This is a genomic window from Mycobacterium sp. TY814 (assembly GCF_030755175.1).
Lineage (GTDB): Bacteria > Actinomycetota > Actinomycetes > Mycobacteriales > Mycobacteriaceae > Mycobacterium.
The window spans coordinates 90,259-105,227 of the sequence record NZ_JAUFRY010000003.1 but is presented as its reverse complement, the minus strand read 5'-3'; the positions used below and the strand labels follow the sequence as shown (position 1 = coordinate 105,227).

The window sequence follows — 14,969 nt, the reverse complement described above, 5'->3', positions numbered from 1 at the left end:
GAAGGAGAGAGACGTGAGAGGCCCGCTTCGGCGGGCCTCTCTCGTTGTGCGGTGTCCTGCCGCGGGTCGTCGGACGGCTGGGTCGAGGGTGCTCGTCTGCCGTTGGCCGCTGGCACAAATCGTGTGATGCCCTAGGTGACTATTAACCCTGTTTAACTATTAATTTAAGCAGGCTTAAATATTTGCCGGGCTAATTTTCGGAAGCGTGAATTTCCTGTGCCGCGGAGATGTAACTACATTGCGGCCGAACGGATTTGGCGCTCCAAAATTGATTCAGTCAAGTTTGTATAAATTCGTTGGAAAAGGAAAATGCGGCGCGTAATGTTCCCGAATCTAGTGGGGGATTCGGGGATTCCCCCGTCGGTTACCTAGGGGGCCTCCGATGTCGTCTTTTGTGTTGGTTGTTCCGGCTGAGCTGGCTGCGGCGTCCACGAATTTGGCAGGTTTGGGATCGTCAATCCGCGCAGCCAATGCCGCCGCTGCCGGCGCCACGACCGAGCTGATGGCCGCTGCTGAGGACGAGATCTCCGCGGCGATTGCCGCGTTATTCGGCGGTCATGGCCTGGAATATCAGGCGTTAGGTTCCCAAGTTGCGGCCTACCACGACCAGTTCGTGCGCGCCTTGACCTCGGGCGGGTTGATGTATGGCGCCGCAGATGCCGCTGCCGCTACGCCGCTGCAGACGCTGGAGCAGAACATCCTGGGGCTTATCAATGCACCCACCAATGCTTTTTTGGGTCGGCCTTTGATCGGTGACGGCGCCAACGGCGCGGCTGGGACCGGCCAGGCGGGTGGAGCAGGCGGGATCCTCTGGGGCAATGGGGGTAGCGGCGGGTCCGGGACGGCCGGCGGCGGCGCGGGTGGTGCCGGCGGTGATGCCGGTCTGTTCGGCAATGGCGGTGCGGGCGGGGCCGGCGGGGTAGGTGCCGCGGGTGCGGCCGGTGGCGTCGGTGGTCACGGTGGCGCCGGCGGCTGGTTGGGCGGCCTCGGCGGTGCCGGCGGTGCGGGCGGCGTCGGCGGCGTCGGCGGACCCACATTCGCCGGCGGTGCCGGCGGTACCGGGGGTGTCGGTGGTACCAGCAGAGCGCCGTTCGGTTGGGCGGCAGGACAGGGCGGCGGCGGAGGGACCGGCGGTACCGGTTACACCGGCGCCGATGCGACGCTCGCCGGCGCTACCGGGGAAGCCGGCGGCGCTGGGGGGATTGGCGGTACTGGCGGTGCCGGCGGTAGTAGCTGGGGCCTGATGTCCGCTGCAGGAGCCGGCGGCGCAGGAGGCAGTGGCGGCATGGGCGGCGCCGGCGGTACCGGTGGCGCCGGGATCGGCATGGCCGGCGGTACCGGTGGGCACGCCGGGGCCGGTGGTGACGCAGGTGTCGGCGGAGCAGGGGGGTCTGCGGCCTTCTTCGGAACCGACGGCGCTGCCGGCGGTGCGGGTGTGGGCGGTACCGGCGGCACGGGCGGGGCTGGGGGTGCTGGTCAGCTCGCGGCCTTACCCGGCGGCGGTACCGCTGGTGGTACTGGTGGCACCGGCGGGACGGGTGGTCACGGCATCAATGGCACCGGCGGCGGTGCCGGCGGCACGGGTGGTGTCGGTGGCAGGGGCGGCGCCGGGAACGGTGTCGTCGGCGGCGTCGCGCAGGCAGGTGGCGCGGGCGGCACCGGAGGAATGGGTGGTATCGGAACCGACGGCGGCGCGTTCGGCGCCGGCGGCAAAGGCGGCGCAGGCGGCGACGGCTTCGCCCTCGGGGTCGGTGCGACCGAGGGTGCCGGCGGGACCGGTGGGACAGGAGCTGCGGGCACTGTCACGCAGGCCGGCTACGGCGGCGGTGGTGGCGGCGGAGGCGGCGGCGCCCTCGTCCAGCAAACCAACGGCGGCAGCGTCCTCGGCACGGCACATGGTGGTCAAGGTGGGGTCGGTGGGGCTGGTACCACCGCCGCCGCGGGCGGAGTCGGTGGTACCGGCGGTGCGGGCACGGTATCGGCAGACGGCGCGGGCAGCATCGTGTCCGCCGACAGCGGTGCTCGCGGTGGCGCCGGCGGCGCTGGCGGTGTCAGCGGCGGCACCGGCGGTGCGGGTGGTGACGCCAATATGGTGGCCGACCTGGGTGGGTCGGTGTTGGATGCGACCGCGACTGGTGGTGCCGGTGGTGGCGGGGTCAATGGTGGTGTGGGTGGTCATGGTGGTGCTTCGGAGGTCAGTGCTGGTTTGCAGGGTGGTGCTGGTGGCAGCGCGTCGGGTGAGGGCCTGGGTGGCCAGGGTGGCGATGCCGATGGTGTGGGCAGTGTGGGTGGCAACGGTGGTAGCGGCAATATCCAGGGTGGCTTTGTGCGGCCGGGTATTGGCGGTGATGGTGGGGCGGCCAGCGGGTTTGGCACCGGCGGTGCCGGTGGTGATGCGAGCGGTGGTGGCCATGGCGGTAACGGCGGTATCGGAAGTGTGGTCGCCGGTGGTATCGGTGCGGTGGCCGACGGCAGTGGCTTAGGCGGGGACGGTGGTGCCGGTGTGCTCGGTGGTGTCGGTGGCAACGGCAGTAGCGGTCAGGTAGGTGCCTTCAATGCCGGTGCTTATGCCGGCGGTACGGGTCAAAGTGGCGATGGTGGCACTGGTACCGGTGTGGGCAGTCACGGTGGTAACGGCACGATCGGCAATGTGCAGGCGTTCGGTCAGAACAGTCAGGCCAGTGGGACGGCGACCGGCGGCAATGGTGGTGCGGGGACTTCCGGTGGCACCGGTGGGTCGGGGGGTCAGGGCAGGATCGTGGCCAATGCGACGGGCAGCATCGCCACCGACAGTGTCGCCACTGGGGGTGTCGGTGGTGACTCGAGCAGCGGTGTGGGTGCTTTGGGTGGTCAGGGTTATGTGTTCTCCGGGACGTTCGGTGATGCCGGTAGCGGTGGGGTGATCACCGGCAGTACCGCTACCGGTGGTGATTCCACGTCCGCTGTTTCCGGTGGGACGGGTCAGGTGCTGGCGGTCAATGGCACGGTCCTCGACAGCACTGCTGCCGGCGGTGACGCGGTGGGCGGGCAGATCGGGACGGCGGCGACGGTGAGCGCCACCAACGGGGGCACCATCTCGGCAAGCGGGGCCACCGGTGGGCAGAACAGCACGACCGCGATGGGTGGTAACGCCAGCATCACCGCCGATGGTGTCGGTAGCAGCGTCGCCGGTAGCACGGCTGTGGGCGGCAACGCCGGGCTCGGCACCGGCGGCGGCACCGGAGGCGGTGGCGGCGCCGCCGACGTCGTGGCCGAACAGGGCGGTGTCGTGGCCGGCGGCCATGCGATCGGCGGCGACGGCGGCGCCGGCGACACCGGTGGCACCGGGGGAAGTGGCGGATACGGTGACGTACAGGCCATCGCGCCGGGGAGCAGCGCCAGCGGCACAGGCCACGGCGGAGACGGCGGCAATGCGACTGTCGGCGGCACCGGCGGTGCCGGTGGGGAGGGTGCCATCTACGCGTGGGGTGCCAACGGCCACGCCAGCGGCATAGGTACCGGCGGCGCGGGCGGTGACGGTCTCAACGGCGGCGTCGGTGGCAACGGCGGCATCGGCGATACCAACGCCTACATCGACGGTTACGCCGACGGCCTCGGAAAGGGCGGCGCCGGGGGTACTGGCACCGGCGCCGGCAGCATCGGCGGCAACGGCAGCTCCGGTGAGATCCAGGCCGGGTACACCGGCCAATCCGGTGGTCACGCAACCGGGTCCGCATATGGCGGCGATGGTGGTAACGCCAGCGGCGGCGGCCACGGCGGCAACGGCAACTACGCGGTGGTGCTGTCCACCGGTAGCGGAGTGGCTGACGGCACCGCCTTCGGCGGCGACGGTGGCGCGGCTACCACCGCCGGTGCAACCGGCGGCCGCGGCGGCGGGGGCCAGGTGACCGGTGTGGACAACACGATCGTCAGCGGTACTGCGACTGCCGGTGACGGTGGCATCGGATATGGCGGAAACGGTGGCGACGGTGGTGACGGATGGACGTCGGTCAATGTCGATGCCGCTGACCCCACCGGTCAGGTTGTCAATGGCACCGCGATCGGCGGTGACGGCGGTGACGGTGGCCTCAACAATGGCTTGGCCAGGGGAGGCGACGGTGGCCACGGCGGTTGGGGCAAGGTCTACGCCGACAGCGGTGGCACCTCTACCGACACCACCGCCCAGGGAGGCGACGGCGGTGCCGGCGGCAACGGTGGCACCTATGTCGACACCCTGCACCCCGGCACCGGGGGCATCGGCGGACTCGGCGGCGAGTCCACCCCGACGAACACTCCCGGCGGCGTCTATGTCGCCGACGCGGGCGGGCCCGGAGGGACCGGCGGCGCCGACGGCTCCATCGGGACACCTGGCTCCGACGCCCCCAACATCCCGTAGGTCCTGATGCTCAGCGACCCGACGAGTTGCCGATGATCTCCACTCCACTGCCATTCCAGCGGAACTTCACCGTGGCCGGCAGACCGACCGCGCTGGCGTAGGTCAACGCGACGGTGTCACCGGTGCTCTGCGCCGCGTCAACGCCGTTGAATCCGTAGGTGTCCGGCACGCCTTGCGGGATGAACTTGCCGAGGTGGAACAGCACCGCCCGGGTGGTCGGACTGTCGCCGTTGGTGTTGGCTTTGATGATCACCGCGGACAGCTGCGCGCACTCGTTGTAGTTGCCGCCCAGCGGTTCTGGATTCCAGGGCTGTTGACTGCGCGGGTCGCGGGGCAGCTCCGAGACGACTTTGGCGATCGTGGGCGAGCTGAGATTGACCGCGCACGGATCCGCCGGCGCCTCACTGGTACTGGGTGGGGCTGCCGTGCCGGGCGGCGGGCCGGCGGGCCCTGCCGTCATCGCGGCCGAGGTGGGTTTGGTGGCCTGCGGCGTTTTGGCGACCGTCGAGTCCCCGGAGCCGCACGCGGTCAGCGTCACCGCCGCAACGGCGGCCACGACCGTCAGCGGCCCGGCACGGAAGGGGAGGGTCCACACACCGGGCACCGTACCGTCACCCGGCTCACGGGTGCGGCAGGCATGGCCGCCCGGACCGCACGCTCTAGACTTCATCTCCTGATGGAAAACCCGGAAAACTCCCCCGAAACGCCCGTGACGACGTTCGCCGACCTGCAGATTCACCCCGATGTGGTGCGCGCGATCGCTGCCGTGGGCTACGAATCCCCGACGGGTATCCAGGCGGCGACGATTCCCGCGCTGATGGCCGGGTCCGACGTGGTGGGCCTGGCGCAGACCGGCACCGGCAAGACGGCGGCGTTCGCGCTGCCGATCCTGTCCAAGATCGACACCACCAGCAAGGCGACCCAGGCGTTGGTGCTCGCGCCGACCCGGGAGCTGGCCCTGCAGGTGGCCGAGGCGTTCAGCCGATACGGCGCGCAGCGGCACCTCACCGTGCTGCCGATCTACGGCGGGTCGTCGTACGCGGTGCAGCTGGCCGGGCTCAAGCGCGGCGCCCAGGTTGTGGTCGGCACCCCGGGGCGCGTCATCGACCACCTGGAACGCGGGACGCTGGATCTGTCGCGCGTGGATTACCTGGTGCTCGACGAGGCCGATGAGATGCTCACGATGGGCTTCGCCGAAGAAGTCGACCGCATCCTGTCCGAAACACCGGAATACAAGCAGGTTGCTCTCTTCTCGGCGACCATGCCGCCGGCCATCCGCAAGCTCACCGCCAAGTATCTGCACGACCCGCTGGAAGTCACCGCCAAAGCGAAAACGGCGACTGCCGAGAACATTTCGCAGCGCTACATCCAGGTGGCGGGCCCGCGCAAGATGGACGCGCTGACGCGGGTGCTCGAGGTCGAGCCGTTCGAGGCGATGATCGTCTTCGTGCGCACCAAACAGGCCACCGAGGAGGTGGCCGAAAGGCTGCGCGCGCGTGGCTTTTCCGCCGCGGCCATCAACGGCGACATCCCGCAGGGCCAGCGCGAGAGAACGATCGCGGCGCTCAAGAACGGCAGTGTCGACATCCTGGTCGCCACCGACGTCGCCGCCCGCGGGCTGGACGTGGAGCGCATCTCGCACGTGCTCAACTACGACATCCCGCACGACACCGAGTCCTACGTGCACCGCATCGGGCGCACCGGCCGGGCCGGACGGTCCGGCAGCGCGCTGCTGTTCGTCTCGCCGCGGGAGCGCCACCTGCTCAAGGCGATCGAAAAGGCCACGCGGCAGACGCTGACCGAGGCCGAGTTGCCCACCGTCGAGGACGTCAACGCCCAGCGCGTGGCCAAATTCGCCGACTCGATCACCGACACGCTGGGTAACCCGGGCATCGAATTGTTCCGCCGGCTGGTAGAGGACTACGAACGCGAACACGACGTGCCGATGGCCGATGTCGCGGCGGCGCTGGCGTTGCAGTCCCGCGACGGTGAGGCATTCCTACTGGCGCCGGATCCGCCGCCGGAGCGCCGGGAGCGCCGCAAGGAGCGCGACGAGCCCCGCGACCGGCCGGAAAGATCGAGGCCGACAAAAGCTTTCACCACCTACCGAGTAGACGTGGGCAAGCGGCACCGAATCGGCCCGGGCGCGATCGTCGGCGCCATCGCCAACGAGGGGGGCCTGCACCGCAGCGATTTCGGTCATATCGCCATCGGGCCGGACTTCTCGATGGTCGAACTTCCGGCGAAGCTGCCCCGGGCCACGCTGAAAAAGCTTGAACAGACCCGGATCTCGGGCGTGCTGATCAACCTGCGACCGGACCGGCGCTCCGATAAAGCCCGGACCCCGCGGCAATCCGCCGGCAAAGGAAAGCCGAGCCGGAAGCGCGACGTATGACGGTGTCGGAGGCCGAGGACGCCCAAGGCGGCCTCGAGCAGACCGCGGGCGTCGACCGGGTTGCCTCGCTGACCGGCGTTCGTGCTGTCGCCGCACTGCTGGTGGTCGGCACCCACGCGGCTTACACCACCGGGAAATACACGCACGGATATTGGGGGCTGGTCGGCGCCCGTTTGGAGATCGGCGTGCCGATCTTCTTCGTGCTGTCCGGATATCTGCTGTTTCGCCCGTGGGTCAAATCCGCAGCGACCGGCAGCCCGTGGCCATCGCTGAGGCGCTACGCGCGTAACCGGGTGCGCCGCATCATGCCCGCCTACGTCGTCACCGTGCTGACCGCGTATGTGCTCTACCACTACCGCGAGGCGGGGCCCAATCCCGGGCACACGTGGCTGGGTCTGATCCGAAACCTCACCCTGACACAGATTTACACCGACGGATACCTCGGCAAGTACCTGCACCAGGGCCTGACCCAGATGTGGAGCCTGGCGGTCGAGGCGGCCTTTTACGTGACGCTGCCGCTGCTCGCCTACGTGCTGCTGGTGCTGCTCAGCCGGCGACGGTGGCAGCCGAAGTTGGTGCTCGCCGCGCTCGCGGCGCTGACCCTGGTCAGCCCGGGCTGGCTGGTACTGGTGCACATCGACCGGTTCTTCCCCGACGGCGCACGGTTGTGGCTACCCACTTATCTGGCCTGGTTTTTGGGCGGCATGATGCTGACCGTGCTGCAGCAGATGGAGGCTCGCTGCTATGCGTTCGTAGCCATCCCGCTGGCGGTGATCTGCTACTTCATCGTCTCCACTCCGATTGCGGGCGCGCCCACCACGTCGCCGGCTTCGCTGCCCGAAGCGCTGTGGAAGACGGGGTTCTACGCGGTGATCGCCACGCTGGCGGTGGCGCCGCTGGCCCTAGGTGACCACGGCTGGTACTCGCGTGTGCTGGCCAGCCGGCCGATGGTGTGGCTCGGTGAGATCTCCTACGAAATCTTCCTGATCCACTTCATGACAATGGAATTCGCGATGGTGTACATCGTCCGGGCGCACGTGTACACCGGCCCCATGCTCAACCTGTTCGTCGCCACTGTCGTAGTGACCATCCCGTTCGCCTGGCTGCTACACCGGTTCACCCGGGTTCGATAGGTCTGCCGCAGCGAAATCTTGGCGTTTTCATAGTCATTCGTGTTCCGGCTAAGCCACGTATCAGACACGCGTAGAGTTCTGCAACGATCGTGAGCTGTTGGTGCCGTCGAACGCCAGGGGAGCCCGGATGTCCTTCTACTTGATCGCTGTGCCTGAGGGCTTTGCGGCGGCGTCCGCGGACCTGGCCGGGCTCGGCGCGACGATCAGCCAGGCCAACGCGGCGGCAGCCGCCGCAACCACCCAGGTGTTGCCCGCGGCGGCCGACGAGGTGTCGGAGTCGATAGCGCGGCTGTTCGGCGGTTTCGCCCAAGACTATGAGCTGGTCAGCTCGCAGATGTCGGCATTCCACAACGAATTCGTGCAGACCCTGACCGGTGCGGGCAACGCCTACTGGGCGGCCGAGGCGGCCAGTGTCAACCCACTGCAAACGGTGTTCGACGACATTCTGCTGGTGATCAACGCCCCGACCAGGTTCCTGTTGAACCGCCCGCTGATCGGCGACGGCACCAACGGGGCAGCCGGCACCGGGCAAGCCGGCGGAGCCGGTGGAATCTTGTTCGGCAACGGAGGCAACGGCGGTTCCGGAGCCCCCGGCCAGGCCGGAGGTACCGGCGGCGCGGCTGGAATCTTCTTCGGTAGTGGGGGCGCCGGCGGCGCCGGTGGTACCGGAGCGGCAGGCGGTGACGGGGGCTCGGCCGCCTTCTTGTTCGGCACCGGTGGGACCGGCGGCATCGGGGGCGCCGGCGCGGTCGGGGGCCGGGGCGGTGCGGGTTCGTTCTTCTACGGCGCAGGGGGCACCGGGGGCGTTGGTGGTGCCGGCGCTGCCGGGGGTGTCGGTGGGTCCGCAGGATTCTTCGGCAACGGCGGTGCCGGCGGCGCCGGTGGCGCCGGCGTCACCGGTGCCGGTGGTGCGGGCGGTGCCGGCGGAAACAGCGGGGTGATCTACGGCAGCGGTGGTGCGGGCGGTGCCGGCGGGGCCGGCGCGGCCGGCGGTTTCGACGGCGGGTCCGGCGGTTCGGGTGGAGCGGTTTCCGCACTGATCGGTGGTTCCGCGGGTGACGGCGGAGCCGGCGGCGCGGGTGGCATCGGCGCAACGGGTCCGGGCGGCGCAATCGGAGGTCACGGTGGCACTGGCGGAGCCGGTGGGCTCGGGGGCGCGGTTCAGTCGCTGATCGGGGGAACCGGAGGCGCCGGCGGCGCCGGAGGCCAAGGCGGCCAGGGCGGCACCGGCGGTGTCGGTGTGGGCAACGCGGGTACCGGCGGAACCGGTGGCACCGGCGGAACCGGAGGCATAGCGGGTGCCGGCGGAGCCGGCGGGTTGTTCGGCGCCGCCGGGGCGAGTGGCGCGAGCGGACAGGGTGGCCAGGGCGGCACCGGCGGCGCCGGCGCGCTGGGGCTGACGAGTACGACGGCCGGCCTCAACGGTGGTCTGGGTGGAGACGGTGGCGCGGGTGGCCAGGGTGGTGTCGGGGGCGCCGCCATCGCCGGCGGCGCCAGTGGCAGTGGCGGTGTCGGCGGTACCGGTGGGGCCGGTGGCCAGGGTGGCACCGGGTTTGCTGATGACGGTTTGAACGCCGCCACGGTCGGCGGCACCGGCGGCACTGGTGGTGCCGCGGGTGCCGGCGGCGGTGCGGGTAGCGGCGGCGGTGGTCTCGCCGGCGGTTACGGCACGGGCGGCAGGGGTGGTGCCGGTGGCACCGGCGGCGCCGGCCTGCAGGGTCAGACCAGTACCACGGCGGGCCTCGATGGCGGCACCGGCGGCAACGGGGCAGCCGGTGGTCAGGGCGGTGCGGGCGGCAATTCCGCTGCCGGTGGAACGGCCGGCGCCGGGGGTGTCGGCGGTACCGGTGGGGCCGGTGGCCAGGGCGGTACCGGGTTTGCTGACGACGGGACCAACGCCGCGACCGCCGGTGGTGACGGGGGTACAGGTGGTGCCGCGGGTGCCGGCGGGAAGGCCGGTACTGGTGGCGCGGCGGGTGTGGACGGCGGTTACGGCACGGGCGGTCAGGGTGGCGCCGGTGGTACCGGCGGTGCCGGTCTGCTGGGGCAGACCAGTACGACGCCGGGTCTCGACGGTGGTACCGGCGGGAACGGTGGCGCCGGTGGTCACGGGGGCGCCGGTGGTGGTTCGGGTACCGGTGGCACGGCCGGCGCCGGAGGTGTGGGCGGCACCGGCGGCGCGGGTGGCCAGGGCGGTACCGGGTTTGCTGATGACGGGACCAACGCCGCGACCGCCGGTGGTGACGGGGGTGCTGGTGGTGCCGCGGGTGCCGGCGGGAAGGCCGGTACTGGTGGCGCGGCGGGTGTGGACGGTGGTTACGGCACGGGCGGTAAGGGTGGCGCCGGTGGTACCGGGGGTGCCGGTCTGCTGGGGCAGACCAGCACGACCGCGGGCCTCAGCGGTGGCACCGGTGGCAGTGGTGGTGCCGGCGGTCATGGGGGCGCCGGTGGTGGTTCGGGTACCGGTGGCACGGCTGGCGGCGGCGGTGTGGGCGGCACCGGCGGCGCGGGTGGCCAGGGCGGTACCGGGTTTGCTGACAACGGTGTCGACGCGGCGACGGCCGGTGGGGACGGCGGCCAGGGTGGTGCCGCGGGAGCCGGCGGTAAGGCCGGTAGTGGTGGCGCGGCGGGTGTCGACGGCACCTACGGGACAGGCGGCAAGGGTGGTGGTGGCGGGACCGGCGGCGCCGGCCTGCAGGGTCAGACGAGCACGACGGCCGGCGTCAACGGCGGCACCGGCGGCAATGGTGGTGCCGGTGGTCACGGGGGCGCCGGTGGTGGTTCGGGTACCGGCGGCACGGCCGGCGCCGGGGGAGTCGGCGGTACCGGCGGTGCGGGTGGCCAGGGCGGCACCGGGTTTGCTGATAACGGAGTGAACGCGGCCACGGCGGGCGGCACCGGCGGCGCAGGCGGTGCCGCGGGTGCCGGCGGCAAGGCCGGTACTGGCGGCGCGGCGGGCGTGGACGGCGGTTATGGCACGGGCGGCAAGGGTGGTGCCGGTGGTACCGGCGGCGCCGGCCTGCAGGGGCAGAACAGCACGACCGCAGGCCTGAACGGCGGCACCGGCGGCAACGGCGCGGCCGGTGGTCAGGGCGGGGCCGGCGGAAACTCGGGTGCCGGTGGCACGGCCGGCGCCGGGGGCGTGGGCGGTACCGGCGGCGCCGGCGGTCAGGGCGGCACCGGGTTTGCTGACGACGGGGTCAACGCCCCGACCGCCGGCGGCGCCGGTGGTAACGGCGGTGTGGGTGGTGTCGGCGGCGCGATGGGCAGCGGCGGCACCGCAAGCACCGCGGGCGTCGGCGGCGCCGGCGGTGCCGGTGGTAATGGCGGAGGGGGCGGCGCGTCGGCCACCGCGGGCAAGGCGGGCGGTGCGGGCGGTGCCGGCGGCCAGGGCGGCAACGGCGGGACCGGGGCCGCCGGCGTCGTCGGAGGCGCGGCGGCCGCTGGCGGAGTCGGGGGGCAGGGCGGGGCAGGCGGCACCGGTGGTGGTGCGGTGGGAGGCGCAACGAACGGCGTCGGCGGCGCCGGGGGTGCCGGTGGTCAGGGCGGTGTCGGCGGTGCGGGATTCGCCGATGACGGCAGCAACAATGCGGGCGCGGGCGCAACCGGCGGGACCGGTGGTGCCGGCGGCGTGGGCGGTGCAGCGGGGAGCGGCGGTGCCGGGGGCGGCGCCGGCACCGCGGGCGCAGGAGGCAAGGGCGGCGGAGGCGGCGTGGGTGGTGCGACAACCACCACGGGGCACACCGCTGGTGCCGGTGGCGCCGGCGGGGCCGGCGGTCAGGGCGCGACGGGAGCGACGGGTACGGCCGGCGGCGTCGGGTCTACCGGCGGAGTCGGTGGGCAGGGCGGCACCGGTGGCGCCGGCGGCGGTGCGGTGGCCGGTGCCACGAACGGCAGCGGCGGCGCCGCAGGAGCCGGCGGCCAGGGTGGTTCCGGCGGTGCCGGGTTTGCCGATGACGGCAGCGACAACGCCGGCGCGGGCGGAACCGGTGGAACCGGCGGTGTCGGCGGTGCCGGTGGTGCGGTCGGCAGCGGCGGTTCCGGTGGCACCGTGGGCGCGGCGGGGGCCGGCGGCAAGGGCGGCGTCGGTGGCGTCGGTGGGGCCACGGCGTCCGTCGGACATACCGCCGGTGTCGGTGGGCAGGGTGGTGCCGGTGGCGCCGGAGCCGTGGGTGCAAGCGGTGCTCCGGGCTCGACCGGTGGTGTCGGTGGGCAGGGCGGCGCCGGCGGTTCCGGTGGTACTGCGGTGGCCGGGGCTACCAACGGCAAGGGCGGCGTCGGGGGTACCGGCGGTCAGGGTGGTACCGGTGGTGCCGGTTCAGCTGACGGCGGCACCAACAATGCGGGCTCCGGCGGAACCGGCGGCGCCGGCGGTGCCGGCGGCGTGGGCGGTGTGGCGGGAACCGGCGGCTCCGGCGGTATCGCGGGGGCGGCCGGGGCCGGTGGCCTGGGCGGTAACGGTGGCGTGGGTGGAGCCACGACCACCGCTGGTAACACCTCGGGTGCCGGCGGCGACGGCGGCCAGGGTGGCGCCGGCGGCGTCGGCGCGGTGGGCTCGGCCAGCGGGGCCGGATCTGCAGGCGGTGTCGGCGGGCAGGGCGGCACCGGCGGTACCGGGGGTGGTGCGGTGACCGGCGCCACCCGGGGCAACGGTGGCATCGGCGGCGCCGGCGGTCAGGGTGGTGCCGGTGGGGCCGGCTTCGCTGATGACGGCAGCAACAACGCGGGCGCGGGCGGAACCGGTGGAACCGGGGGCGTCGGCGGTGCCGGTGGCGCGCTGGGCAGCGGCGGCTCCGGTGGCAGCGCGGGCGCGGCGGGGGCCGGCGGCAAGGGCGGGATCGGTGGCGTCGGTGGGGCCACGGCGACCGTCGGGCACACCGCCGGTGTCGGTGGGCAGGGGGGTGCCGGTGGTGCGGGGGCCATGGGCGCGAGCGGTGCTCCGGGCTCGGCCGGTGGTGTCGGTGGGCAGGGCGGCGCCGGCGGTTCCGGTGGTGCCGCGGTGACCGGGGCTACCAACGGCAAAGGCGGCGTCGGGGGTACCGGCGGTCAGGGTGGTTCCGGTGGTGCCGGTTCAGCTGACGGCGGCACCAACAATGCGGGCTCCGGTGGAACCGGCGGCGCCGGCGGGGTCGGCGGCGACGGTGGTGCGGCGGGAACGGGCGGTTCGGGGGGTAGCGCGGGGACGGCAGGGGCCGGCGGCAAGGGCGGCGTCGGCGGCCAGGGTGGCGCGACCACCACGACCGGCAACACCGCGGGCGCAGGCGGTGCCGGTGGCGCCGGAGGTGCCGGTGGAATCGGCGCCGTCGGGGCGACCGGCGGGGCGGGGTCGGCTGGCGGCGTCGGCGGGCAGGGCGGCGCCGGCGGCACCGGGGGTACCGCGGTCGTCGGTGCCACCAACGGCAAGGGCGGAATCGGCGGGGTCGGCGGCCAGGGCGGTGGCGGCGGTGCCGGCTTCGCTGATGACGGCAGCAACAACGCGGGCGCGGGCGGGTCCGGCGGAAACGGTGGCGTCGGTGGCGCAGGCGGCGCCGTGGGCACCGGCGGTTCCGGAGGGACCGCGGGCGTCGGCGGAGCCGGCGGCCAGGGTGGCGGCGGCGGGGTGGGTGGTGCCACGGTCACCGCCGGCCACACCGCCGGCGTCGGCGGCACCGGAGGCCAGGGCGGCGCCGGCGGGGCCGGGGCGGCCGGCGCGGCCAGCGGCGGAGCCGCCGCGAACGCCGGTCACGGCGGTAAGGGCGGTGCCGGCGGTGCGGGCGGAGCGAACACGGCAGGCACCGGCGGTACCGGCGGCCAGGGTGGTACCGGCGGCACCGGTGGTACCGGCGGCAACGGAACCGGTGGCAACCTGGGCGGATTCGGCGGCAACGGCGGCACCGGTGGTACCGGCGGAATCGGCGGAAGCGGTTCCAGTGGTAAATCCGGCGCTGGTGGCGGTGACGGGGTTGCCGGCAAGACCGGCGACGCCCCGACCGGGGTCGGCAACTCCACGGGAGGTTCCGGCGGCGCCGGCGGCTCCGGTGGTTCCGGAGGTGCCGGCTCTGCCTAGACCCCGGTTCGTCTCACCCGGGTTCGATCCGACTGGAATGGTTACCCTAACCTAAGTTGGACGAGATGGTGACGAAGGGTCAGGACAGTTGAGCGAACACAAGACGTCTCGAGGCTTTGCCGGGGCGGTGCTGAAGCTGCTGCGAGCGGGGGACTATCGGCTCACTGTGACTGGTCGGGAAGCAATCAGCGACCACTACCACCGATTGAGCTTCGAGGGGGGCGGGTTGCTCGCCGCCCACGAGGTGCACCCGACGATGTGGATTCGGTTGTGGTTCGCCGACGGCGACAAATCGCACCAGCGCGGCTACACGCTGGTCAATCCGAACCCGGACGCCGACACCTTCGACATCGAGTTCGCGTTGCACGACGGCATCGCATCCCACTGGGCACGGGCCGCCCAGCCCGGCGACACCATCGAGGCGACGGTGATGGGCAGTAAGTTCGCCGTCCCCGAGCCGCGCCCGGCCGGGTACATCATCGTCGGCGACTGCGCCTCACTGCCCGCGATCAACTCGCTGCTCGCGGCGATCGGCGATGCTCCCGCACAAGTGTTCCTGGAGGCCGGCTGCGACGACGACAAGCGCCTGCCGGTGGCGCGCGAGGCCGATGTCACCTGGGTGGACCGCAATGGCGGGGCGCTGCTGGAGGCGGTGCGGTCGGCGGCGTGCGACGGGGGTGAGCATTTCGGGTGGGTGGCCTGCGACAGCAGAACCACGCGCTCGGTCGTCAAGGTGCTGCGGGAGGACTTCGGGATTCCGCGGAAATCCATCAAGTCACAGGCCTACTGGGTGGCCTGACCGGCAAGAGCAGCAGTTGATGCGCCTGCCCAACCGTTGTTCTGCGTTTTGGCGGGGAATGCGGCTGTCTGACTCCAAACTGCGGTCTGCGGGACCGGACATGCACTAGTAGCAGCTGATTGGCGGGACATAGGTCGGGAAGTGCCGTAATTCCCGAACAAAAGACCTTTAAGAGTCCAATAACGCGCCAGATTGTCCCATTTCAAGCGCTACCGCATGCC

Annotated in this window: 6 protein-coding genes; 5 read left to right on the top strand and 1 reads right to left on the bottom strand. The window is 72.2% G+C overall.

Annotation, left to right across the window (positions count from 1 at the left end; all coding sequences use genetic code 11):
• Nucleotides 1-382 precede the first annotated feature (382 nt).
• Entirely contained in the window at nt 383-4,375 is a 3,993-nt protein-coding gene (locus QXH22_RS21760) for a PE family protein (protein ID WP_306276988.1), read from the top strand.
• Between the two features lie 10 nt (nt 4,376-4,385).
• Here the strand turns inward: QXH22_RS21760 and QXH22_RS21755 are convergent, their stop codons facing one another.
• Nucleotides 4,386-4,979, bottom strand: coding sequence for an LppP/LprE family lipoprotein (locus tag QXH22_RS21755; protein WP_306246416.1), 594 nt, complete (start codon nt 4,977-4,979; stop codon nt 4,386-4,388).
• Nucleotides 4,980-5,051: 72 nt separating this feature from the next.
• Here QXH22_RS21755 and QXH22_RS21750 point away from each other — a divergent pair, with 72 nt between their 5' ends.
• The 4 genes from QXH22_RS21750 to QXH22_RS21735 all read left to right on the top strand — a co-directional run bounded on the left by QXH22_RS21750 (nt 5,052) and on the right by QXH22_RS21735 (nt 14,748).
• Nucleotides 5,052-6,770, top strand: coding sequence for a DEAD/DEAH box helicase (locus tag QXH22_RS21750; RefSeq protein WP_306276987.1), 1,719 nt, complete (start codon nt 5,052-5,054; stop codon nt 6,768-6,770).
• Nucleotides 6,767-7,903: an acyltransferase gene (locus QXH22_RS21745; protein ID WP_306276986.1), complete on the top strand. Its 1,137-nt coding sequence runs from the start codon at nt 6,767-6,769 to the stop codon at nt 7,901-7,903. The genes QXH22_RS21750 and QXH22_RS21745 overlap by 4 nt, the downstream gene beginning before the upstream one ends.
• Nucleotides 7,904-8,030: 127 nt before the next feature.
• A complete protein-coding gene (locus QXH22_RS21740) occupies nt 8,031-13,949 on the top strand; it encodes a PE family protein (protein ID WP_306276985.1) in 5,919 nt (1,972 codons plus the stop codon).
• Between the two features lie 88 nt (nt 13,950-14,037).
• Nucleotides 14,038-14,748 (top strand): siderophore-interacting protein, encoded by a 711-nt coding sequence (locus tag QXH22_RS21735; RefSeq protein WP_306245345.1) that lies wholly within the window; start codon nt 14,038-14,040, stop codon nt 14,746-14,748.
• The last annotated feature ends 221 nt before the right edge of the window (nt 14,749-14,969 follow it).